Source organism: Mycetocola spongiae (assembly GCF_020424085.1).
Classification (GTDB): Bacteria; Actinomycetota; Actinomycetes; order Actinomycetales; family Microbacteriaceae; genus Mycetocola; species Mycetocola spongiae.
Genome location: NZ_CP080203.1, coordinates 358,770 through 381,110, shown reverse-complemented (window position 1 = coordinate 381,110; position 22,341 = coordinate 358,770). Strand labels below are relative to the sequence as shown.

The 22,341-nt window shown below is 65.7% G+C and carries 20 protein-coding genes and 1 tRNA gene; 14 read left to right on the top strand and 7 right to left on the bottom strand.

Annotated features, from left to right (window positions below; translation table 11 throughout):
- Positions 1-2: 2 nt before the first annotated feature.
- The gene (locus KXZ72_RS01875; RefSeq protein ID WP_226082049.1) at positions 3-503 is read right to left on the bottom strand and encodes a DUF3145 family protein; all 501 of its coding nucleotides are present in this window, start codon (positions 501-503) and stop codon (positions 3-5) included.
- Between the two features lie 177 nt (positions 504-680).
- On the opposite strand from KXZ72_RS01875, the gene KXZ72_RS01870 reads away from it, so the two are divergent.
- Complete coding sequence (locus KXZ72_RS01870; RefSeq protein WP_226082048.1) at positions 681-1,232, top strand: PadR family transcriptional regulator; 552 nt, start codon at positions 681-683, stop codon at positions 1,230-1,232.
- Positions 1,233-1,279: 47 nt separating this feature from the next.
- Here KXZ72_RS01870 and KXZ72_RS01865 read toward each other — a convergent pair.
- The 3 genes from KXZ72_RS01865 to KXZ72_RS01855 all read right to left on the bottom strand — a co-directional run bounded on the left by KXZ72_RS01865 (position 1,280) and on the right by KXZ72_RS01855 (position 3,715).
- Positions 1,280-1,354: transfer RNA gene (locus tag KXZ72_RS01865), tRNA-Ile, on the bottom strand.
- A gap of 35 nt (positions 1,355-1,389) precedes the next feature.
- Positions 1,390-2,568, bottom strand: a complete 1,179-nt coding sequence (locus KXZ72_RS01860) for a glycosyltransferase (protein WP_404823678.1) — start codon at positions 2,566-2,568, stop codon at positions 1,390-1,392.
- A 229-nt stretch (positions 2,569-2,797) separates the two neighbouring features.
- On the bottom strand, positions 2,798-3,715 hold the full coding sequence (locus KXZ72_RS01855; RefSeq protein WP_226082047.1) for a DMT family transporter: 918 nt from the start codon (positions 3,713-3,715) through the stop codon (positions 2,798-2,800).
- 43 nt (positions 3,716-3,758) lie between these two features.
- Between KXZ72_RS01855 and def the strand changes: the two genes are divergently transcribed.
- The gene (gene def, locus KXZ72_RS01850) at positions 3,759-4,325 is read left to right on the top strand and encodes a peptide deformylase (RefSeq protein WP_226082046.1); all 567 of its coding nucleotides are present in this window, start codon (positions 3,759-3,761) and stop codon (positions 4,323-4,325) included.
- A 51-nt stretch (positions 4,326-4,376) separates the two neighbouring features.
- On the opposite strand, the gene KXZ72_RS14695 is transcribed toward def, so the two are convergent.
- Complete coding sequence (locus KXZ72_RS14695; protein WP_264159435.1) at positions 4,377-4,505, bottom strand: hypothetical protein; 129 nt, start codon at positions 4,503-4,505, stop codon at positions 4,377-4,379.
- Between the two features lie 142 nt (positions 4,506-4,647).
- Positions 4,648-6,423, bottom strand: a complete 1,776-nt coding sequence (locus KXZ72_RS01845) for an oleate hydratase (RefSeq protein ID WP_226082045.1) — start codon at positions 6,421-6,423, stop codon at positions 4,648-4,650.
- A 651-nt stretch (positions 6,424-7,074) separates the two neighbouring features.
- Between KXZ72_RS01845 and KXZ72_RS01840 the strand changes: the two genes are divergently transcribed.
- From KXZ72_RS01840 to KXZ72_RS01815, 6 genes are all read left to right on the top strand, one after another.
- Positions 7,075-7,947: an ATP-binding cassette domain-containing protein gene (locus tag KXZ72_RS01840; protein ID WP_226082044.1), complete on the top strand. Its 873-nt coding sequence runs from the start codon at positions 7,075-7,077 to the stop codon at positions 7,945-7,947.
- Positions 7,944-9,890, top strand: coding sequence for a YhgE/Pip domain-containing protein (locus tag KXZ72_RS01835; RefSeq protein ID WP_226082043.1), 1,947 nt, complete (start codon positions 7,944-7,946; stop codon positions 9,888-9,890). The genes KXZ72_RS01840 and KXZ72_RS01835 overlap by 4 nt, the downstream gene beginning before the upstream one ends.
- A gap of 69 nt (positions 9,891-9,959) precedes the next feature.
- On the top strand, positions 9,960-11,360 hold the full coding sequence (locus KXZ72_RS01830; protein WP_226082042.1) for a glutamate decarboxylase: 1,401 nt from the start codon (positions 9,960-9,962) through the stop codon (positions 11,358-11,360).
- Between the two features lie 86 nt (positions 11,361-11,446).
- A complete protein-coding gene (locus KXZ72_RS01825) occupies positions 11,447-12,133 on the top strand; it encodes a hypothetical protein (protein WP_226082041.1) in 687 nt (228 codons plus the stop codon).
- Between the two features lie 92 nt (positions 12,134-12,225).
- The gene (locus tag KXZ72_RS01820; protein ID WP_226082040.1) at positions 12,226-13,305 is read left to right on the top strand and encodes a linear amide C-N hydrolase; all 1,080 of its coding nucleotides are present in this window, start codon (positions 12,226-12,228) and stop codon (positions 13,303-13,305) included.
- A gap of 116 nt (positions 13,306-13,421) precedes the next feature.
- Entirely contained in the window at positions 13,422-14,321 is a 900-nt protein-coding gene (locus KXZ72_RS01815; RefSeq protein WP_226082039.1) for a DMT family transporter, read from the top strand.
- A gap of 33 nt (positions 14,322-14,354) precedes the next feature.
- Here KXZ72_RS01815 and KXZ72_RS01810 read toward each other — a convergent pair whose 3' ends face one another.
- Positions 14,355-14,978: a TetR/AcrR family transcriptional regulator gene (locus tag KXZ72_RS01810; protein ID WP_226082038.1), complete on the bottom strand. Its 624-nt coding sequence runs from the start codon at positions 14,976-14,978 to the stop codon at positions 14,355-14,357.
- 184 nt (positions 14,979-15,162) lie between these two features.
- Here KXZ72_RS01810 and KXZ72_RS01805 point away from each other — a divergent pair, with 184 nt between their 5' ends.
- Genes KXZ72_RS01805 through KXZ72_RS01780 form a run of 6 tightly spaced genes read left to right on the top strand, consistent with a single transcriptional unit; the run spans position 15,163 to position 22,254 of the window.
- Positions 15,163-16,713 carry an ABC transporter substrate-binding protein gene (locus KXZ72_RS01805; RefSeq protein WP_226082037.1) on the top strand — a complete coding sequence of 517 codons (1,551 nt, stop codon included), beginning with the start codon at positions 15,163-15,165 and terminating at the stop codon, positions 16,711-16,713.
- The gene (locus tag KXZ72_RS01800) at positions 16,710-17,660 is read left to right on the top strand and encodes an ABC transporter permease (RefSeq protein ID WP_226082036.1); all 951 of its coding nucleotides are present in this window, start codon (positions 16,710-16,712) and stop codon (positions 17,658-17,660) included. The genes KXZ72_RS01805 and KXZ72_RS01800 overlap by 4 nt, the downstream gene beginning before the upstream one ends.
- A complete protein-coding gene (locus KXZ72_RS01795) occupies positions 17,647-18,495 on the top strand; it encodes an ABC transporter permease (protein WP_226082035.1) in 849 nt (282 codons plus the stop codon). The genes KXZ72_RS01800 and KXZ72_RS01795 overlap by 14 nt, the downstream gene beginning before the upstream one ends.
- Positions 18,492-19,343 (top strand): ABC transporter ATP-binding protein, encoded by an 852-nt coding sequence (locus tag KXZ72_RS01790; protein ID WP_226082034.1) that lies wholly within the window; start codon positions 18,492-18,494, stop codon positions 19,341-19,343. The genes KXZ72_RS01795 and KXZ72_RS01790 overlap by 4 nt, the downstream gene beginning before the upstream one ends.
- On the top strand, positions 19,340-20,113 hold the full coding sequence (locus KXZ72_RS01785; RefSeq protein WP_226082033.1) for an ABC transporter ATP-binding protein: 774 nt from the start codon (positions 19,340-19,342) through the stop codon (positions 20,111-20,113). Before KXZ72_RS01790 ends, KXZ72_RS01785 begins: the two co-directional genes overlap by 4 nt.
- The gene (locus tag KXZ72_RS01780; protein WP_226082032.1) at positions 20,110-22,254 is read left to right on the top strand and encodes a family 1 glycosylhydrolase; all 2,145 of its coding nucleotides are present in this window, start codon (positions 20,110-20,112) and stop codon (positions 22,252-22,254) included. Before KXZ72_RS01785 ends, KXZ72_RS01780 begins: the two co-directional genes overlap by 4 nt.
- The last annotated feature ends 87 nt before the right edge of the window (positions 22,255-22,341 follow it).

Genomic DNA, 22,341 nt, shown 5'->3' with positions numbered 1-22,341 from the left:
CGTTAACCCACGCCGTGCAGCCAGGCGAGGTTGCCGAGGTCACCCGCACTGCGGAAGACCTCCAACTCCTCGTCCCAGCCCGCCCCCAGCAGCCCGCGCAGCCGCTCGGCGAGCCCGGCGGGCGCCGACTGGGACTCGGCGAGGGCGAGGCGCAGCAGGTTTTCGTCCAGCACGATATCGCCGGCGCGATTGGTCTGTGCGGCGTGCATGCCCCGGCTCGGGGTGAACATCCAGCGCCCGCCGTCCTGCCACGGCGAGGACTCCTCCACCACCTCGAAGCGGGCCTGCGGCCACTCGTGGAGCGCTGAGGCCAGCCGCGCACCGGTGCCCGCGGGGCCCTCCCACGCGTATTCGGCGCGCACGGCATGGGGCAGGATCGGCTGTGCGATCCAGGGCAGGTTGAGGGCGCACTCAAGCACCCCGCCCACGGCCCAGTCAATATGCGCGCGGAGGGCCCGAGGGGCCGAATGAATAAAGATCATTCCCCGTACGGGTTTCTGCATGGCACTGCTCCTCTCGATCACCGTGATACGTCTTCCCCAACGCACCGCGACCGACAGGTGTGGCCATTATGCCCAGATTCACGCGCCGCATGCAAGCGCGCGTCGCGATCCGGGGGCCCATGCCCGCCCCATAAACCCTATACTCGGTAGTGTCAGCTGGTATCGGGGAGGGATGTTATGTCGGTCAGGGGTGCACTTCTTGCGATCCTCACTCTGGGCCCCGCCTATGGCCTCCAGGTGCGGGATGAACTGATCGCGCGCGCGCCGCATCGCCACACGATCAACGTGGGTCAGATCTACGGCACCCTGGATCGTCTCGGAGCCGCCGGCCTGGTGCGCTCCGCGGGGCTCACCGAGGACGGCCTCCCGCTCTATGAGCTCACCACCGGCGGCCTCGAGGCGGCGCATCTCTGGCGCACCCGGGCCGAGGAGCCGGGCGCGCCCGATTGGCCGGATATGCTCGATCAGCTCCTCGTCACGGCATCCCTGCCGGGCTCCGCCCCGGATGTGCGCGATCTGCTGGACTCCTATCGCCGGGCCTGGGACTCCCCCGCGCCCGCCGAACCCGAGGGGCTCGCCGCCGCATTCCTGCGCGAGGCCCGGCGGCTGCGTGCCGCCTCGGCCCGCGAGTGGCTGGAATCCGCGGGACCCGAGCTGGCCTCGGGTCGCGCCGTGGAGCGCGCACCCAGGCCCGAACGCCCGCGGCGCGGACGCCGCGGACGGGACTAAAAACGGGCCGGCGATTCCGGAGGGAATCGCGCGACCCGTTTCTGCGGTAGGGCGGGCGGGACTTGAACCCGCGCATCGTTCGGTTATGAGCCGAATGCCTTAACCAGCTTGGCTACCGCCCCGCAGCGGGCCGCGGAGTGCGCGGCCCGAAACCATACTATTCGATCGCAGGGGTTTCGGTGACCGGATCGGCCACCGTTTCTCCGCGATAGAGTGCCTCAAACGTCGCGAGGGTGCGCTGAATATCGTGGGCGACGATGAGGTCCAGGGAGGCGTTTTTCATCCGGTCCAGCTCCTCGGGGGCGGCCGTGAGCACGGTGTTGAGCTTGCCCGTGAGGTCCTCCACATTGCCCGGCTCAAAAAGATAGCCGTTTTCGCCGTCGTGCACGAGGTGCGGGAGCGCCATCGCATCGGCGGCCACCACCGGCAGCCCCGAGGACATGGCCTCCATCGTGGCAATTGACTGCAGCTCGGCAATCGAGGGCATCGCAAAAACGGTGGCCTCCGTATAGGCGCGGATCAGCTCCTCATCCGAGACATAACCGGCGAAGTGCACACGGTCCTCGAGCCCGAGGCTCGCCACAAGCTTTTGCAGTTCCTTCAGCTGATCGCCGCCGCCGATGATGGTGAGTGTGGCGTGCAGATCGGCGTCCAGCTGGGCGACGGCGCGGATCAGCACGTCGATCTGCTTCTCGCCGGTAACGCGGCCCACAAACAGGATCTTATTGCCGGTGCGCGGCTCAAAATCGGGGGTATAGCGGCTGGAGTCGATGCCGCAGGAGATCGCGTGGACATCGCGAATATTGGTATAGCGCTCGAGGAAATCGGCCGCGCGACGGGTGGGGGTGGTCACCGATTCGGCGCGCGCAAGCGCACGCTGGGCCAGCCGCCAGGACCAGGCCGTGGCCTTATCCTGAAGCCACTTCGGAATCAGCGTGAACTCCAGCATATTTTCGGGCATCACGTGATTGGTGGCCACGACCCGGATGCCGCGCTTCTGCGCCTGCACCGAGAGGCCCCGACCGATCACAAAAAACGACTGCGAGTGCACCACATCGGGCGCAAGCTCATCGAGGATGCGCGCGGAATTGCGGTTGATCGTCCAGGGCAGCGCAAAGCGCAGCCAGTCATGCGGATACCAGCGCCAGCTATAGAGGCGGTGCACGGTCATCCGCTCGCCCTCATGCGGCTCGGTCCAGGTGCCGTGGCGGCGCGAGGCGGCGGGGGCCACAACGTGCACGTCGTGGCCGCGGGCCACCAGCCCGGCCGCGAGGCGCTCGGTGAACCGGGCTGCGCCGTTCACATCGGGGGCAAAGGTATCGGTGCCGATCACAATGCGCAGCGGTCGGGCTGCGGAGGATGCCGGAGTCGCCTCGTGAGCGGCGTCGGAAAGTGGTGCGGGTGCATCGGACAAGATTAAAAATTCCTCCGTTGATGACGCCCCAAAAACCTGGGGGCGTCCGAGCGGGTGCGGTCAGCCCATTCTACCGGGGCCATACCGCGTCACGGCGTGCGCCGCACGGAAAACGCGTGCAGCATCGTCCGTGCGGATGAGGGTGGGCGCGCTATTCCGCGACCTGCGGATGATGCCGCGCAAGATGGAATACTCCCCAGACGGCGATCGCGCCGGCCACAATAAACCCAAGGATCGCGATCATCGGGGCCCCGCTGGCCTCGCCCAGCACGAGGATACCGATCGCCACGGCCACCATCGGATCCACCACGGTGAGACCCGCGATCACGAGGTCGGGCGGGCCGGACGCATAGGCGTTTTGCACAAAATACGCGCCGAGGCCGGTACCCAGGAGCAGACCGAGTACGCAGATAAACGTGAGCGGATCAAAATCTCCGGCCTGAACCCGGCTGATGACAACCTTGGCGAGCGTGGCCACAAAGCCATAAACCATGCCCGCGGAGATGATATAAAACAGCGCGCGGGCGCGCTTGCGGAAGAAGAGGAACATCGCGCCGAGCACCACAAGGACCACGCCCAGCAGGATCAGGATGGTGATGAGTTTATCGTTGGTGATCGGTTTTTCCCCACCCACCTGGGCGGCGATGCCCACAAAGAGGCCGATGCCCACCACACAGGCGATAATCGCGGTGATTGCCGCGCGATTGAGCCGCACGCCGGACACGCGCGAGTTCACAATCGCGGTGACCACAAGCGCGATTGCCCCGAGCGGCTGCACCAGGATCAGCGGGGAGAACGTGAGCGCACCCAGCTGGAGCACGATGGCCAGGCCCAGCATGAGGGTACCGGCCACCCAGGAGGGGCGGGCCAGCAGCGCCCGCAGCTGGCCCATGTTCAGGCCCTGCTTGGCGGCATCCCCCTGCGTATTATGTTCAACCTTATTTACCCCGCGATGCTGAAGCTGCGCCCCCAGCGAGAGGAATACAGCACCCACAATCGCGATGGGTACACCAATGAGGTGCCGGGGGTTCTGCACAAAATCAGGGATACCTTCGAGGACATAGCTCACGGAAACGAGCCTACCGTGTGCCGCGAAAAGATAAGGTAAGGGAATGGCTATTCTTCCCATTTGCATTAAGGGCGAGCCGGTGTTGCACACCGTCGCGGCCCCGGTTACCGAATTTGATGACTCCCTGCGCACCCTCGTCGCCGATATGTTCGAGACGATGGACGCGGCCCCGGGCGTGGGCCTGGCCGCACCGCAGGTGGGCGTGGGGCTGCGCCTATTTGTTTATAGCTATGATTCCGAGGCCACCGGGCCGTGGCGCGGGGTGGCCATTAACCCCACGCTGCTGATCACCCCCACCGAGCCCGGTGAACCCGATGAGGACCTGGAGTCCGAGGGTTGCCTATCGTTCCCGGGTGAGCGTTTCCCGCTGCGGCGCGGGGAGCGCGCGGTACTCAGCGCGGTGGACCTGAATAATGAGCCGTTCACGCTGGATGTATCGGGATGGCGCGCGCGCATCCTGCAGCACGAATACGACCACCTCGACGGCTACCTCTACCTGGATCGCCTGGGTTCGGGCGATTGGAAAACAGCCGAACGCCTGACCAAAAAATATCGCTGGGGTGTCCCGGGCCTGAGCTGGACTCCCGGCGTGGACGATATCGACGCCTAGGCTTCCGCTCCCGCGCCTCCTCGCCCGCCCCGCGGCCGAGGGGGCGCGCCCCTATCCGTTGAGCTGCGTGATGAGCGTGGCCACGGCCACGATCAGGATCAGGCCGATCAGCGTATAACGCACGGCCTTACGCGCCACCCGGGCTGCGCGCCGGGTGCGTTCCTTTTCATAATCACTCAAGACGGGTTCCTCTCGGGCCCGCGGATCGTTGCGCCCCGCGGCCGGTCTCCAGTCTATCGATCCCGCCGGCCCGCGCGGCCCCAAACGCACATACCCCGGGCCCCGCGTGACGAGCGGGGGCCCGGGGTATGTGCCGCGGCGGCTAGCCCTTATCGACCAGCCCGTAGTGCTCCATGAGCTGCCCGACCACGTTATTTTCGATGTGGTGATGCGCAAATTTACGCGCGAGCGGGCCGCCCGGGATCTTATATTCCTCGCCGTCACGCATGGCCGTGACCGCGTGGAAGAGCGCGCGCACGTCATAGGTGGAGTTAAAGACCTCGGGAACGCCGCGCTCCACGTCAAGGAGGGTATAAACGGCCTCCATCGGGGTGCGCACCGAATACTCGGTGGTGAAGATGCAATCGCGCTCCTGCGACTGCGAGAACTGGCCGATAAACGCGAAGTTCACGGAGCCCTCGGGGACAACAGCGGGACGGTCGCTATGCTTACGCGGCATGAAAAACGCGGTGACATAGGGCATCATCACGGGCACCGTTTTGGCGCCGGTCGCGGCCATATCGGCGATCTGATCCACGGGAACACCGAGGTGGTAGAGCCACTCCTGGGTGATCTCCTCGCCGGTGCAGTCCTGCATCGGCTTCTTCACATAATCGCCGATGGCCTCCGGGAACAGGCCGTAGACCCACACCACGATCTGGTCCTTGGGCTGCTTTTTAAAGTGCGGCTGGCGGTTCACCGTCCAGGACATCAGCCAGCTGGAATCCGTGACGGTGACGATTCCACCGGTCACGATCTTGCCGCTGAAGGGGTCGCGCTCCGAGATCTTCTGGATATATTCCGGGATCCGAGTATCCAGCGTGGTGACGGTGGCCGATTCCCATTTGGTCTCCGGGATATGTCCACCAAATACCTCGGGCTTACCAAAGGACGCATCCTTGGCGGCGATCCGGCGCCAGAGGTCCCAGGCGGGGGCGGGACCGGTATTCAGCGTGGCCGGGGTGTGGTGGTCGCCGTCGTTGGAGTTCTCGGTGAGCGAGCCGATGGTCATAAACAGCAGGTCATCCGCGTCCAGGTCGATCTGCTTCTCCTCGCCCTTTTCGGTGAGGTGGATGCGGGTGGCCTGCTTGCGCGATCCATCCGGAGCGATATCAAAGTCCACATCGGTGACCACGGTGCTGTACTGGAAGTTCACACCCTGTTCGTTGAGCCAGGTCACGATCGGCAGGACCAGCGATTCATACTGGTTAAATCGCGTGAACTTCAGCGTGGAGAAATCGGGCAGGCCCTTGATCTGGTGGATAAAGCGGTGCAGATAGAGCTTCATTTCCAGCGCGGAGTGCCACTCCTCAAACGCAAACATGGTGCGCCAGTACAGCCAGAAATTGCTGTCCAGGAATGCGCTGGAGAAGACCTCGTTGATGCGCTTATCCTCCATATCCTCCGGCAGGGCCGTGAAGATATTGGAGATTTCCTGCTGAGCCTTTTTGCTCAGGTCAAATTTAAAATTGGTTTCGCCGTCCTCGCCCTGGTTTTTGGTGGTGCGACGCAGCGTGGAGTTGGGGTCATCGCGGTTAAGCCAGAAGAACTCATCGAGGACGCTGGCGCCCTTTTCTTCGAGCGAGGGAATCGAGCGATAGAGGTCCCAGAGACACTCAAAATTGCTCTCCATTTCGCGGCCGCCGCGGATAACAAAGCCCTTTTCGGGGATGTCCAATCCGTCGAGGGCGCCGCCGGGGAGCCCCTGCTGCTCAAAGATCGTGATCTTTGAGCCCTCCATATGTCCGTCACGAATCAGAAACGCCGCACCGGCCAGCGCGGCGAGGCCGGAACCCACAAACCAGGCGCGCTTGGAGTCCACCCCCGCGGGCTTTCTTGGCCGAGCAAATGCCTCATAATTTCCGCTGGTATACCGCACGTTGACCCCTTCGTTTGGTTGTTCGGACGGGCCGTTTCTCGGGCCCCGTCCCAGAATTCATCGTCTCCCCCGCCGGTCGTGCGGAATTCCGCGACCCCTCCGCGGCGAGGTTGAGACCGAGCCTAACCGCTCGGCGACGGCCAGGTCTAGAGCTACTTACAAAGCAGTCGTTTTGTTCACATATCGGCGCCAAATATTCACCGGACCCCCCAAATGGCCGCGGAATCGCGGGCTTGCACGCGAGCCCACCAATCCGCCACCCCCCAAAGGCGGTACTTACATAACTATCGCTATATAGACCCAATTGGGGATTTTTACAAGCCTGTTTTTTGACCGGACATTACGTAATGATGAGACCAAGACGCACGCGCGCCCCGTTTTTCACGAGCGGGATAGCCCGTGCACACCCGGGGGGAAATATGCACGCAGCAGGCACATCGTGGCCGATGGGGTCTTCCCTCCTGCGCCGGATACCGGCGCAGGAATCTCTGACCCTTTCCGCCCCTCGCCCCTAGCCGGCCCGCCGTGACCGCGCACGCACGATCGTCACCGCCCCTCGCTCGCGCCCGCGCGCGACCCCGGAACCACACCATCACATACCACTCCGGATCCCCGGACCCCTCTCGCGATTAACGCAGGAAGTGACCCGATATGAGTAAGCACGGCGACGCAACGCGGGATGGCACAACACATGCCGCACATGTCCCCCGGCACGAGGCCACCACCAGCCCGATCGCCGCACCCGGCACGGAACACACCCCCTCCGAGCCCACCGCCGATACCGTGACCGCGGAGCTCTCCCCTCCCATCCAGCACGGCAACGAGGTCATCCTGGCCCTGGACGAGGTGAATGTTGAGGCATCCTGGGGTCATATTTATGGCCCCGTGAGTCTCACCGTGCAGCGCGGCGGCGTGACCGTCCTCGTGGGCGAGGGTGGGCGCGGCCGCACGGCACTGCTCCTGACCCTCGCCGGAAGAATGAAACCCTCCACCGGCAGCGTGACTTCATTTGGCGAACTGAACGCACCACACGAGCTATTTAAGCGCTCCAATGTGTGCTTTATCAACGAGGTGGACGAGATCCCGCAGGCCATCCGGGTGCGCGATATCGTCACCGAGCAGCTGCGCTGGCAGGACCGCTGGTATCGCTGGGTTGCCCCCGCGCGCCAGGAGCACCTCGAGGAGCTCTGCCGCCCCGTATTTGGTGACCTGGAGCTGCCCGAGCTGAACTCGATGGTGGAGGAACTGCCCGAGCTGACCGCGGCCCTATTTCGGATTGCCGCGGCCAATGCCCGCCGCCCCGAGATCCTCGTGGTGGGCGGGATCGATAACCTCACCAGCGTTCGGGCCTCCGCGAAGCTTCTTGAACGCCTCGTGGTGCTCGGCCGGGAGCAAACCATCATCACCGCGGATGTGAACGGAAGGCAGAACGATCTCGATGTGCGCGAGTACATCGATGTGCCCAACCTCACCAACCGGGAATTTGTCGACACGCAGCTGGTATCAGGAAGGACCGATCGGTGATTGCCGCATTCTCCCCCGGGAGCGATTTTAAGAGATATTACCGCGGCAAGATGCCGCGCCTCGCGTTTGTGGTGATCCTGCTGATGCCGCTGATGTATGGCGCACTGTATCTCTGGGCATTCTGGAACCCGTTTGGCAATGTGGATAAGGTTCCCGTGGCCATCGTGAACCTGGATACCGGCGCCTCGATGCACGGCAAGGACTTCCACGCAGGCGATCAGGTGGTCAGCGGGCTGATCGAGTCCAAGCAGCTCAACCTGATTAAGGCCTCCGAGGAGGACGCCGCGGCCGGGCTTTCGCATGGAAAATACGATTTCACCATCACCATTCCCAAAAACTTCTCCGATTCCGTGGTCTCCGCGGCCACGGGAAACCCGCACTCCGCGGAACTGATCTTCACGTATGACGAGTCCAATAACTACCTTTCCACCGTGATCGGTCAGGACGCCGCCGAGGAGGTCATCAACCAGGTGAGTGCGCAGGTCGGGGAGCAGGTCTTCCAGGCCGTCATCACCGGAATCGACTCCACCCTCCCCAAGCTCAAGACCGCCGCTGCGGGAGTGGAACAGCTGAATACCGGTATGCAGCAGGCCGATGAGGGCGCACAGCTGCTGGCCACCAACCTGGTGACCGCAAAGGACGGCGCTGCCACCCTCGCCGGGGGAATCAACGAGATCACGACCCGTCTGGACTCCGTGATCGGCGATGCCGATAAGCTCATCGCCGGCTCCGGCATCACCGGGGCCGAGGTGCGTGCCGCCGCGCAGCGCATCGAGGCCAATGTGGATCAGGTGGCAACACTCTCCAATGACATCGCCGCCGCCCAGGCCCGCAATGCCGCCGCGCTGGACGCCGTGATCGCCGATATCCGCCAGGCCGGCGACGGCGCGATGGCCGACCGCATCCAGAAGATCCGCGATGACATCGCCTCGACCCCCGCGATCGTGCAGATCAACGGTGTGCTGGATGCCGTGCGCACCGATTCCTCGCTGCTCGCCGCCCAGCTGGGCGATCCCAGCAGCCAGATCAACGTGGTGATGCGCGCGGTCGAGGACGGCAAGGTGGTCCAGGATCTGGCCGCCGCCCATGCCGCCTCCGATCAGCTGCGCGGCGGGGCAAACTCGCTCAGCTCGGGACTCGTGGAGCTCAGCGACGGGGCCAATACGCTCGCCGCGGGCACCCCCAAGCTGGCGGCCGGAACCTCGCAGCTGGCCGAGGGAGTCACCCAGGGAATGAAGCTGCTCCCGCACTGGGATAACGACCAGCAGGAGAGCTTCATTAAGACGCTCGCCCAGCCGGTGAAGCTGATCGAGAAGACCGAAAACGAGGCCAAGACCTTCGCCTATGGCTTCGCGCCGTTCTTCCTCGGGCTGGCACTATTTGTGGGCAGCATCATCGCCTGGATGCTCTTTACCCCGCTGCAGGCCCGCCCGCTCGCCCAGGGTCTGGGCTCGCTGCGCACGGTCTTTGCCTCCTTTATGCCCACCCTCGCGGTGGGGATCACCCAGGGCACCATCCTGTTCCTCGTGATCTATTTTGGCCTCGGGCTGAAACCCGCGTTCCCGATACCCACGCTGTTCTTTATGTGGCTGATGGTCGCGATGTTTATGGCCATGATCCAGATGTTCAACGCGCTATTTGGGGCGGCGGTGGGCCGCGTGATCACGCTGGCCTTCCTGATGGTGATGCTGACCTCCGCCGGGGGAATCTATCCGGTGCCCACCACCAGCCCGCTCTTCCAGTGGATCCACCCCTATGACCCGATGACCTATACGGTGACCGGCCTGCGGCAGCTGATCATGGGCGGGATCGATTACCGCCTCTGGATCGCAATCGCCGTCATCGCCGGGCTGACCGCCGTGTTCCTCGCGGTCTCCACCTGGGCTGCCCGCAGAAACCGGCAGTACAACATGGATCGCCTCTACCCACCCGTGGAGGTCTAATGCCCCGATTTTCCCCCGTCCACCCCTCGATAATGCACGTCAGTACCTTCGATAAAGAAACGAGTCACGATGTCTGAAATGTACCGAAACGCAGTAGAGAAGCCGTCCTCGGATGAGCTTCAGATCTCTCCCGTTTTTGCGCAGCCCGGGGAGGCGACCAGCCTGCCCAAGTTCTCGATCCCGCAGAATATGATGTCCGGCGATACCGCGTATCAGATCGTGCACGATGAGGCGATGCTGGACGGCAACTCCCGCCTGAACCTCGCGACGTTTGTCTCCACCTGGATGGACGATAACGCGCAGAAGCTCTATGCCGAGAGCGCCGATAAGAACATGATCGATAAGGACGAGTATCCGGCCACCGCGACCATCGAGGATCGCTGCTGGCGGATGATCGCGGATCTCTGGAACGTACCGGACCCCGCGGATACCATCGGTACCTCCACGATCGGCTCCTCCGAGGCCTGTATGCTCGGCGGGCTCGCGCTGAAGCGCCTGTGGCAGGAGCGTCGCCGCGCCGAGGGCAAGAGCACCGAAAAGCCCAACCTCATCCTCTCCGCCGGCGTTCAGGTGGTCTGGGAGAAGTTCTGCAACTACTGGGACGTCGAGGCGCGCTATGTGCCCGTGACCGAGGACCACCTGGTCCTGGACGGCTTTGAGCTGGAAAACTATGTGGACGAAAACACCATCGGTGTGGTCGCCATCCTCGGCCAGACCTATACCGGTCTCTATGAGCCGGTCAAGGAGATCGCCGCCAAGCTCGACGAGATCCAGGAGGCCACCGGCTTCGACGTGAAGATCCACGTGGACGGCGCCTCGGGCGGAATGGTCGCCCCGTTCTGCCAGCCCGATCTGGAGTGGGACTTCAAGGTCAAGCGCGTGAACTCGATCAGCACCTCCGGGCATAAATACGGCCTGGTCTATCCCGGTGTGGGCTGGGTTGTCTGGCGCACCAAGGCCGTGTGCCCCGAGAGCCTGATCTTCCACGTGAGCTATCTGGGTGGCGATATGCCCACCCTCGCGCTGAACTTCTCGCGCCCCGGCTCGCAGGTCCTCCTGCAGTACTACCAGTTCCTCCGCCTCGGCCGCGAGGGCTACCGCATGGTGCAGCAGGGCTCGATCGATGTGGCCACCTATCTGTCCTCCGCAATCGGCGCAATGGCACCGTTTGAGCTGGTCAGCCGCGGAGATACGATCCCCGTATTTGCGTGGCGGATGACCAAGGCCCACCGCAACTGGGACCTCTACGACCTGGCCGACCGGCTGCGCATGCGCGGCTGGCTCGTCCCGGCCTATCCGATGCCCGATGACCTCAGCAATATGGTGGTCCAGCGCATCGTGGTCCGCCTGGGCCTAAGCCAGGACCTCGCGGCCCTGCTCCTGGACGCGCTGAAGGAAGAGGTGGAGTTCCTGGAAAACCTGGACGCCCCGATCCCGCGCGAAAAGAAGCGCCACACCTTCGCGCACTAGGCTCGCGCGGCCGCGGAGGGGCGCGCTCCGGCGCCCCTCCGCCCCACCCCGGCAACCCGCTTGCCCAGACCAACCGAAAGACCCGCATGAATAACTCCCCGCTAGCAGCATCGGGCTCAGCGCCCGATCGCGAGCGAGTGCCCGCCCTGGTGCCCACGCTGAGCAAGCAGAGCTGGTCGTTTATGATCGGCTCGGCCCTGTTTGCCGTGGGGACCCTGATCGGGATGCTGGATAGCAATAACTCCAATATCACCAACCTGCTGTGTTTTTTTGGGGCCTGGTTTTTCACCGCGGCGGGCCTCATGCAGCTCATCCTCAGTGGTGATGCCACAACCCGGGTGAGCTACGGCACCGGCAAGATGTTTCGCGCGGTCTGGCTGGCCGCGGCCATCCAAACCATCGGCACGATCCTCTTTAACGTGAGCACCAGCGCGGCGCTCACCGCCAAGACGGCGCATGCCGAGGACCGCCTGGTATGGACACCCGATGCGGGCGGGTCGGTGGCCTTTTTGGCCAGCGCCGTATTTGTCTATGTGGCCTTCCTCCGATCCGAGGGCACGCTCTGGGATCCCTCAAGCTCCGGATGGTGGGGGGCCCATATCAATATGATCGGCTGCCTGGCATTTGGATTCTCGGCCATCGGGGCGTTTGTGCTTCCCGATGGATCGGCCAAGGACCTCGCCCTGGCCAACTGGGGAACGTTTATCGGGGCGCTGTGCTTTTTTGCCGGCTCCGCGATCGCGCTTCCCCGCCGCACAACCGTCACTCCCTAGAACCGCGGGGCGGACCCGAGGCGGCGAGCAGCAGGCCCCTCGCAGCAGTGTCATTCAATCGCAATTGCTTCACTACGAAAGGACGTAACGCCATGTGTACACGAGTTGTCTGGCCCGACGCCAATGGATCGGTCATTGTGGGAAGAAACATGGATTTCCACATGGATCTCCTCACCAACCTCTGGAAGTTCCCGCGCGGCATCGAGCGTGCCGACGGGGTGAACGGAGACCTCACCTGGACCGCAAAATACGGCAGCATCGTCGCCACCGCCTTTGACCTGGTGGCTTGCGATGGCGTGAACGAGGAGGGCTTCGCGGGACATATCCTCTGGCTCGCCGAGTCCGATTATGGCAAGCCCGCCCCCTCGGACGTGCAGCTGAGCCAGGCCGTCTGGCTCCAGTACTACCTGGATAACTTCGCCACCGTCGCCGAGGCCGTGGAGTGGACCAATAAGACCCAGGTGCAGATTGCGCAGCTATTTGACCCCACCGGTCACCTGGTTCCCACGCTGCACCTCGCGATTAACGACGCCTCGGGCGATTCGGCAATCATCGAATATACCGATGGCAAGCCCACCGTGTATCACAGCCGCGACTACCGCGTCATGACCAACTCCCCCACCTACGATAAGCAGCTGGAACTGGTGAAGGAGATCCAGGGCCTGGGCGGCGATAAGCCCCTCCCCGGCTCGACCCTCGCGAGCGATCGCTTCGCCCGCGCGTCCTATTATGTGGACCACCAGGTGCAGCCCAAGACCCAGCTGGAGGCCATCGCGGCGATGTTCAGCATCATCCGCAACGCGGCCCAGCCGTTCCGCACCCCCGAGGAGGGCAAGCCCGATGCCTCGCAGACCATCTGGCAGGTGGTGCTGGACCTCACCAATAAGCTCTATGTATTTGAGTCCACGACCCGCCCAGGCATCGTCTGGGTGGATCTGAACGACGTGAGCTTCTCCGAGGGCAGCAAGGTTCTGAAGCTGGACCTGGTGAGCGAGCTGGCCCTCGAGGGTGGCCTCGCCGGCAACGTGAGCCGCAAATTCGCCGCGGTGGACGAGCTGACCACGGACGCACTCGCGGCCGGCCTGACCGCGCTGGAGCGCGTGGCCAATATGCAGGATGAGTTTAAGATCATCCAGAAGAAGGTCCAGCAGATGGTGGGCAAAAAGAAATAACGCAATACCGTATGGGCGTCCCGCAGCGGGGCGCCCATACGCCTATTATCGGCGGATAGCCCGCCCCCACCCCGTTCGGCCCGCGCCGAACGGCATCCACTCGCAAAGGACTCCCCGTGTTTACTGGTTCCCTCCCCGCCCTCGGAGTGCTCCTGGCCCTGCTCTCCGCCGCCATTCTTGCCCTCGGAAACCTGGGGCAGAGCCGCGGGGTGCGGCTCGCCGCCGAGGAAAAGGGCGGCGGCTCGCCCGTGATGAAACTCCTCCGGGTGCGCACCTGGCGCGGCGGAACCGTCCTGATTGGGCTCGCGATCATCCTGCAGATGGGCAGCCTCGCGCTCGCGCCGCTGATCCTGGTGCAGCCCCTGGGCGTCGCGGCCCTGGTATTTACGGTGATCTTCACCACCCGCATCTCGAAGAAAAAGCTCTCCCCCGAGATCAAAAACGCGATCATCATCATCCTCGGCGGCGTGATTCTCTACGTGGTTGTTGCCTCGATGGTGGGGAAGCAGAAGTCCATCGGCGACGGCCAGCTGATCGCGATCCTGAGCGTATTAACCGCGATGCTGCTCGTCTCGCTTGCGCTCTGGATCGCGGGGAAAAAGTCCAGCCCGCGCCCGATCATGTATGTGCTGCTCGGCGGCATCTACTCGGGCTTTATCGCGACCCTGGGCAAGACCGTGATCCTGCGCGTGGAGGACCTCCTGCGCGGGCATAACGTGGGTTCGGCCTCCGAGAACTGGCTCACCGTGGTGTGCATCGTGGGCATCAGTATCGCCTCGGCGCTCTCGATCTACTATGTGCAGTACTCGCATACCTGCAATTCGCCGGACGTGGTGATCGCCGGGCTCACCATCGTGGACCCCGCGGTGGCCGTGCTGCTGGGGATTACGATCTTGCAGGAGGCGGCGGGCGCCCCGATCTGGTCGATTTTTATCCTGGTTTTTGCCGGGGCAATCGCGTTTTACGGCGTCCTCAAGCTGGCGCGGGCCGAGACCGCCGAGGGCCTGGATACCTAGCACTCGGCGGGCCCACCCCGCGCCGCTGCCGGGCTAGCCGAGCGCGGCGGTCAGCGCCCGCCGCCAGACCGCCTCATCCACCCGCAGGTGCGCGATCTCGCCGCTGTCCACGTGCTCCAGGAGCACAATCTGGATCAGCCCACCCGTGATTTCGGGGAGCATCGGCACGGCAGCGTGTTGCGGATGGCGGCGCACCGTCTCGGTGATTTCGCGCGCCAACTCGGCGATTGCAGTGCGGTAATAGGCGCTCACCGAGGGCACCGAGAGCAGCGAGAGGCGCAGCCGACGCCGCCTGACATCGCGTTGGGTGGGCGGCGTGGGATAGGCGATGCTGCCGCGCAGCGAGGAGAATGCCGCGTGCAGCGGGGACTCCCCGCGGGCCAGGCAGGCGTCGATATTCTGCGGGATGCCCGGCAGTACGGTGCCCTCAAAAAGCACGGCCTCCTTGCACGGGAAATAGCGGAAAAACGTGCGTCGTCCAACGCCGGCGCGCGCGGCAATCTCGTCGATGGACGCGCGCTCAAAGCCCACCTCCTCGATGAGGTCCAGGGCGGCGGCGCGGATCAGCGCGCCCGTGCGCAGCTTCTGATCCTCGCGGCTGCGCGGCGCTTCCGGTATCGGCGCGGGGGGCCGCAGCGGGTCGGGGGCAGTGCTCATCCGGTGTGTTCTCCTTAGGTCTTGCCATATCCTCCCATGACCACCCCCGGGGGGAGGCCGCTTTTTAACCGGCTATTGTCCATCCGTTCACCTCCAGGAAAGTGGCACTAGTGCCACGATTCATGTGTGCTCCGTAGCTTTCATGACGTGGCCGGCGCACGGCCGCCACGAACCAGGAGGATCCATGTCTCGCAATTGGGCCACACGCGGCCTCGCCGCCGTAGCCGTCATCGGTGCCCTCACGCTCTCGGCGTGTAGCACCCCCGCAGGAGAGGCGGCGCCCGGCGCGACCGCACCGACGACCCCGACCGAGGGCGGCACCCTCGCGGTGGGCCTCGACCGCGAGGTCCCGAGCCTCGACCCCGCCGCCGGCGCACTCGCCCAGCAGCCGCTGTTTATCGTGGCCAATGCGCTCTACGAGCCGCTGCTTAAGCCCGGCCCGGGCGGCACCGTGGTCCCGGGACTGGCCACCTCCGTGACCTCCGATGCCGCCGGCAGCGTCTGGACCATCACGCTGCCCGAGGGCCTGACCTTCTCCGATGGCAGCCCGCTCACCGCCGACTCCGTGCGCCTGCACCTGGAGCGCCTCAACGATCCCGCCACCAAATCCGCTGCCGCCGCCCAGACCGGGCAGATCGAGGGCATGGACGTGCAGGGAGATACCGTGCTCGTGCTCACGTTGAAGAGCCCCAACGCCGATTTTAACGCCCAGTTCGCCCGCGCCCTCGGCATGATCACCTCCACCACCGCCCAGGATGCCTTTGGCTTCCCGCTGGGAGCCGGCGCCTATCGCGTGGAGAAGTTTGTGGGAGGCGACTCCCTCACCGTGACCCGCAGCGAAAACTATGGCGGCTCCGAGCCCGCCTATCTGGACTCGATCACCTACCGTATGATGCCCGATGCCGAATCCCGCCTGCAGAGCCTGCAGGCAGGTGACGTGGACCTGATGTGGACCGAGGTCACCAGCCAGTTTAAGCAGGCCCGCGATGACTCCTCGCTCGCCGTTCACGCCGCACCCGCCGCGATGAGCTCCATCATCCTCAACCTGCAGGACCCTGCCTTTGCCGATCTGGAGGTGCGCGAGGCGCTCGCCCAGGCCATCGACCGCGATGCCGTGAATACCGTGATCAACCTCGGCGAGGGCACCCCCGTGGATAACCCCTATGCGCTGCTGGGCGATCTGGCCCCGAGCATCGGCTACGCCACCTATGATGTGGACGCCGCGAAAAAGGTCCTGGAGGGCCGCAACCTCGCATTTGAGCTCACCGTGAATAACCGCACCGAGACCGTGCAGCGCGGAACCGTGCTCAAGGATATGCTCGCCGAGGTGGGCGTGACCGTCACGCTGAAGCCCGTGGACCCCGCCGAATTTGGGTCGATGCTGGGTGCCCACGATTTCCAGGCCGTGGATTTTGTCACCTCGATCTATGCCGATGCCTCGGGCGGCCGCCTCACGGCCCGCACCGGATCGCCGTATAACTTCGGTGGCTATTCCGATCCCGCAACCGATGCCGCACTGGATGCGGCCGCCGCCGAGACCGATCCGGCCGCCCGCGCCGCACTCCTGGACACCGTGGCACAGAACCTCGCCGCGGCCCTGCCCACGCTGTGGCTCACCGCCAATAACGCCGGCTTCATCGCCAAGGCGGGCGTGGCGGGCATGCCCGACCTCGCCGGCTATTCGCTGATCTCCGTGCAGCCCGCCGGAATCGGCTGGTCCGAGGCCGGGAAGTGATCCGCGCCGGGTTGCCGCGGCTGCTGCGCTCCCTCGGGGTGCTGATCGTCATCGCGGCCCTCACCTGCCAACTGGCGTTCCTGATGCCCGGCGACCCGGCACTCATCCTGCTGGGCCCAGAGTCCAGCGAGGCCCAGCGCGCGGAACTGCGCCGCACGCTGGGCCTGGATCAGAGTTTCCCCGTGCGCTTCTTCGACTGGATGCGCGGGATCCTCACGGGAGACTGGGGCACGTCCTTTACCTCGGGGCGGCCCGTGCTCACCGAGATCATCGAGCGCCTCCCCGTGACATTTGAGCTGGTGCTGCTGAGCCAGATCCTGGCCCTCGCAATCATCATCCCGCTGGCGCTGGCCAGCGCCCGCCGGGTCAACGGCACGTTTGACCGCGTGGTCTCGGGTGCCACCTTCATCACGCTGGCCATCCCGTCCTTTGTGGTGGGTGTCCTGCTCATTTATCTCTTCGCCGTGAACCTCGGCTGGCTGCCCGCAACCGGGTTTGTGCCCTTCGGGGAGAGCCCGCTGGAAAATCTGCGCCGGATGATCCTGCCCGCGCTGACCCTCGGGATCGCGGAGGCCGCGGTTTATACCCGGGCGCTGCGCGGTTCCGCAATCGAGGCGGTGCGCTCTCCCTATGCCTATGCCACCCTGGTGCGCGGCGCGAGCGATCGTGACCTGCTCTGGCGGCGCATCCTGCGCCCCGCCTCCCCCACGCTTGTGGCCATGCTCGGCATCACGATCGCCACGGCGCTGGGCGGATCGCTCCTCGTGGAGCAGCTCTTTGCCCTGCCCGGCCTCGGCCGCCTCACGGTGGGCGCACTCGGCTCCCGGGATCTCCCGCTGATCCAGGGAGTGGTGTTTTTCTCCGCCATCATCGTGGTCATCGCCGGAATCCTGACCGATATCAGCCTCACCCTCATCGATCGGAGAACCGCCCGTGTCCGCCCCTGAACTCACCCTCGCCGCGGCCCCCGCGCGCCGGCCCCGGCCGCGGGTCCCCCGACTCGGCCTCTATCTCGCCTCGGGCTGGCTTATCCTTCTGGCCCTCGCGACCATCGCCGCGCTGCTCGGGGCGGGGGCCGACCCGCTGGCCAATGACTATGCCGCGCTGAACCAGGCGCCCAGCCTCGCCCATCCCTTTGGCACCGATAGCCTGGGCCGGGATATTCTCTCCCGCTCGCTGCATGGCGCCGGGGCCAGCGGTTTTGTGGCGCTGATGACGGTGATCCTCGGCGGCGGGATCGGAATCCTGCTCGGGGTGCTCGCGGGCCTGATGCGCGGGGTGGTGGAGGCGGCCGTGGGCTTCCTGACCGATGTCACCATCGCGCTGCCCTCGCTGATCATCGTCTCGACCGTGGTGACCCTCGCCGGGCCCTCGATCCTCACGATTGCGCTGATCATCTCGGCGTTCACCATTCCGGTCTTCGCCCGGCTCGCCCGCGCCGCGACCCTGTCCATCGCCACCGAAAACCATGTCCTGGTGGCCCGCACCCTCGGCGCGAGCCGCTGGCGGATCCTCACCCGCGAGGTCCTGCCCGGGGTGATTCCGATGATGATGCCCGTGCTGATGACCACGATCGCCGGGGCCATCGTGGCGGAGGGTGCGCTGAGCTTCCTGGGATTTGGTGTGCGCCCGCCCGAGCCCTCCTGGGGTGCGCTGATCGCGCAGGGCCGCGCCGAACTCACCACCGCGCCCTGGCTCACGCTTTTTCCCGCGCTGATGATCTGCTCCACCATCCTGTGTGTCAACGTGCTCGGTGAGCACTTCCGAGAGGCAAGCCGATGAATATTCCCGCCCCCGTCCTGAGCGTGCGTGGTCTGGCCACCGTGATCCACGGCCGCGAGGGCGAACGCACCGTGGTGGAGGACGTCTCCTTTGACCTGGCCCCGGGCCGCTCCCTCGCCGTGGTGGGCGAATCCGGCGCCGGAAAATCCATGCTGATCCGCTCGCTGCTGGGCCTGCACGCCCCGGGCGTGGACGCGCGCGTCTCGGGCAGCGCCCTGATCGCGGGCGTGGATATGGTCTCCGCCGGCGACCGCGCGCGGCGGCGCGTGCTGCGCGAGAGCGTGGGCATGATCCATCAGGACCCGCTGCGTTCCCTGAACCCCACCTATCGGGTGGGCACGCAGCTCACCGAATCGCTCACGTTCCGGAAAAACCCGCCGCCGCGCTCGCGGCTGCGCGCCCGGGCCATCGCGGCAATGTCCGCCGTGGGTTTCCGGGATCCCGAACGCGAATCGCGCCGCTTCCCGCATGAGCTCTCGGGCGGTCAGCGCCAGCGGATCGGGATTGCCGCGGCCACGCTCAACGAGCCCGCGCTGCTGATCGGCGATGAACCCACCACCGCGCTGGATGTCACGGTGCAAAAGCGCGTCCTGGATCTGATCGACGAAATGCGCGCCCGCACCGGGGCCAGCCTGCTGCTGATCACCCACGACCTGGGTGTGGCCGCCGAGCGCTGCGATGACCTGATCGTGATGCGCGCTGGACGCGTGGTGGAGGCTGGGCCCGCGGCCCGCCTCCTGACCCACCCCGCCCATCCCTATACCCGCTCGCTGATCGATGCGATCCCGCGCCTGGACGGGCCGCGCCCGCGCCGCCTGCGCACCCCCTCGGAAGGAACCCAGTCATGAGCCCCGATACCCCCGCCCTGGACGTGCGCGATCTGGTGGTGGGCTATGGCGATCGCACCGTGCTGCACGGCGTGAGCCTCACGGTGCCGCGCGGCGGCTGCGTGGGCCTCGTGGGCGAGTCAGGCTCGGGTAAATCCACCCTCGCCCGCACCGTCCTGGGCCTGCATACCCCGCGCTCGGGCAGCATCACCCTCGCCGAGGACGGCTCCCCGCATCCCGTGCAGATGATCTTCCAGGACCCGATCTCCTCGCTTAACCCGCACCGCCGGGTCGTGGATATTGTGGCCGAGCCGCAGGCCATCCGCGGCGGCGTGCCGCGGGCCGCGCGGCGCGAGGCTGCACGCGAGCTGCTCGACCGGGTGGGCCTGGACCCCGTGCGTTTTGGCGAGGTGAAGCCCGGCAATCTCTCCGGCGGCCAGGCCCAGCGCGTGGCCATCGCGCGCGCCCTCGCGGCCGAGCCGCAACTGTTGCTCTGTGATGAGCCGGTGTCCTCGCTGGATGTTTCGGTGCAGGCGCGCGTCCTCAACCTCTTTGCCGATCTGCGCGAGGATACCGGCCTGAGCATGCTTTTTGTGACCCATGACCTCGCGGTGGTGCGGATGATCTCCGAGGAGGTCTGCGTGTTAAGCGAGGGCCGCATCGTGGAGCACGGCCCCACCGAGAGCGTTATTTCCCACCCCAACCACCCCTATACCCGGGAACTCCTCGCGGCGGCACCCCGCCTGCCGCGCGCCGAGTCCCCCTCCGTTTCCGAAAGGTCAGCATCATGACTCATCTATTCCCGCAGGGCTTCGTCTGGGGATCGGCCACCTCCGCGTATCAGGTTGAGGGGGCCTGGGATGCCGAGGGCAAGGTCCCCTCGATCTGGGATACCGCGATGCACAGCACGCTGGTCACCCCGGATGGCAGCACGGGCGATCGCGCGATCGACCAGTATCACTGCTTCGAGGAGGATTTTGATCTGCTGCGCGAGCTGGGCGGCACCGCACACCGTTTTTCCACGTCCTGGCCGCGGATCGTGGTGGATGCCGCGGGCACCGTCAACCCCGCCGGGCTGGATCATTATGACCGGGTCGTGGACGCGCTCCTGACCCGCGGCATCGACCCCGCGCTCTGCCTATTCCACTGGGATACCCCGCAGTGGATGGAGGACCTGGGCGGAATGCTCACGCGCGATTTTGCCGACCGTTTTGCGGAATATGCCGGGCATCTGGGCGAGCGCCTGGGTGACCGCGTGGCGCAGTGGTATACGCTCAACGAGCCCGTGAACCCCACCCTCGGCGGCTATCTGGCGGGCGGCCTGCCGCCCTATCGCACGGAGGGTGTGCGCGGCGGCCTGCTGGCCGCGCACCACCTGCTGCTGGCCCACGGCCGCTCGGTACAGGCGCTGCGCGCCGCGGGCGTATCCGGGGAGATCGGCAGCATCCTGAGCCTCGGCGGCGTGGTGCCCGCGACCGAGCATCCGGAGGATCTGCGCGCCGCCGAGCGGGCCGAGTATTTTGAGAGCCGCCTCTTCCTGGACCCGCTCTTTGGGCGCGGCCATCTGCCCGAGGTTGCCGCGGTGCTGGGTGACGCGATCCACGAGGGCGACCTGGAGACCATCGCGCAACCGCTGGATATATTTGGCCTGAACTGGTATTCGCAGTATGCGGCATCCTCCCCCGAGCGCGCGGACACCCATGCGTTTGGTGTTCCCGAGCGCGGCGCCGCGATGCTCGGCCTGGCCCGGGCCACGGCCCCGCTGGGCTTTGCCGTGGTGCCCACCCCGGGCGCGCGCTGGGGCGGGGCGCACCGCCAGCTCACCCCGGGTGGTTTCCGGCGCATGCTGGACTGGCTCGCGGCCACCTATCCCGAGCACCCCGATATCATCATCACCGAGAACGGGGTGGGCGGCGCGGATCTGCCGGGCGAGGACGGCATTGTGCACGATAGCGAGCGCATCGATTTCCTCGGCTGGGCGCTTGCCGAGCTGGCCCAGGCCATCACCGATGGCGCGCGGGTGCGCGGTTATCACGCGTGGTCCAGCATCGATAATCTGCAGTGGATGGCCGGGTTCACGCACCGCTTTGGCCTGATCCATGTGGATGCCCACACGCTGAAGCGCACCCCCAAGGACTCGTTCCACTGGTTCCGCGAGGTCATTCGCCGGGGTTCCGTGCCCGCCGTGGCCGCGGGCTCCACGGGAGCCCCCGCCACGGGAGACCATGCGGGGATCACGGTGCAGGGTGTGCGTAATGCCCGCGGCGTCGGTGGTCTGCGGCTGACCGAGGGCGGAACCGTGCGCGATGGTGCCCTGCTGCGCACCGCGGGCCTGCACGCGCTGGAGCCCGCGGGCAGGGACGCGCTGCTCGCCCAGGGCGTGTGCACAATCATCGATCTGCGCGGCCGGGCCGAGTCCTCCGCCGCGCCCGATCCGAGCTTTGGGCCCACGCTGGTCTCGCTGCCCCTACACGAGCCCGGCGCCGGTTCCGGCACGCTCCCGAGCCTGCCCGCGATCTATCGGGAGATCATCGAGCACCGCGGCGCGGATATCGTGGCGGGTATCCGCGAGATTCTCGCCGCGGGTGACGGAACCGTGCTGGTGCACTGCACCGCGGGCAAGGACCGCACCGGGGTGTTTATCGCGCTGCTGCTCTCCGCGGTGGGTGTCTGCGATGAGGATGTGATCGCGAGTTATGCCGAGTCCGCACAGCGGCTGGGACAGCCCTTTGCCGAGGAGGTGCAGGCCCATTTTGGTGGGGTGCTGATCCCCGAGGATATGCGCGATCACCTGCTCGCCTCCCCCGCCGAATATATCGTGGACACGCTCGCCCAGGTGCGCCGCGACTATGGCTCCACCTGGGCGTATCTGCTCGCGCACGGCCTCGGTGAGCAGGAGCTCGCGGCGCTGCGCGCGCACTTCCGCGGCTAGGGTTCACGCCCGGCACGACACAGGCCCGTCCCGGCACGGGGGTTTTCCGAAGAAAATCCCCCGCGCCGGGACGGGCCTCGCGGTTTT

Bases quoted from the DNA above. Each gene is read 5' to 3' on its own strand.
- KXZ72_RS01805 (WP_226082037.1), top strand. From the start codon at position 15,163: ATGTCTCGCAATTGGGCCACACGCGGCCTCGCCGCCGTAGCCGTCATC.
- KXZ72_RS01830 (WP_226082042.1), top strand. From the start codon at position 9,960: ATGTCTGAAATGTACCGAAACGCAGTAGAGAAGCCGTCCTCGGATGAG.
- def (WP_226082046.1), top strand. From the start codon at position 3,759: ATGGCTATTCTTCCCATTTGCATTAAGGGCGAGCCGGTGTTGCACACC.
- KXZ72_RS01875 (WP_226082049.1), bottom strand. From the start codon at position 503: ATGCAGAAACCCGTACGGGGAATGATCTTTATTCATTCGGCCCCTCGG.
- KXZ72_RS01820 (WP_226082040.1), top strand. From the start codon at position 12,226: ATGTGTACACGAGTTGTCTGGCCCGACGCCAATGGATCGGTCATTGTG.
- KXZ72_RS01825 (WP_226082041.1), top strand. From the start codon at position 11,447: ATGAATAACTCCCCGCTAGCAGCATCGGGCTCAGCGCCCGATCGCGAG.
- KXZ72_RS01785 (WP_226082033.1), top strand. From the start codon at position 19,340: ATGAGCCCCGATACCCCCGCCCTGGACGTGCGCGATCTGGTGGTGGGC.
- KXZ72_RS01840 (WP_226082044.1), top strand. From the start codon at position 7,075: ATGAGTAAGCACGGCGACGCAACGCGGGATGGCACAACACATGCCGCA.
- KXZ72_RS01870 (WP_226082048.1), top strand. From the start codon at position 681: ATGTCGGTCAGGGGTGCACTTCTTGCGATCCTCACTCTGGGCCCCGCC.
- KXZ72_RS01790 (WP_226082034.1), top strand. From the start codon at position 18,492: ATGAATATTCCCGCCCCCGTCCTGAGCGTGCGTGGTCTGGCCACCGTG.
- KXZ72_RS01810 (WP_226082038.1), bottom strand. From the start codon at position 14,978: ATGAGCACTGCCCCCGACCCGCTGCGGCCCCCCGCGCCGATACCGGAA.
- KXZ72_RS01780 (WP_226082032.1), top strand. From the start codon at position 20,110: ATGACTCATCTATTCCCGCAGGGCTTCGTCTGGGGATCGGCCACCTCC.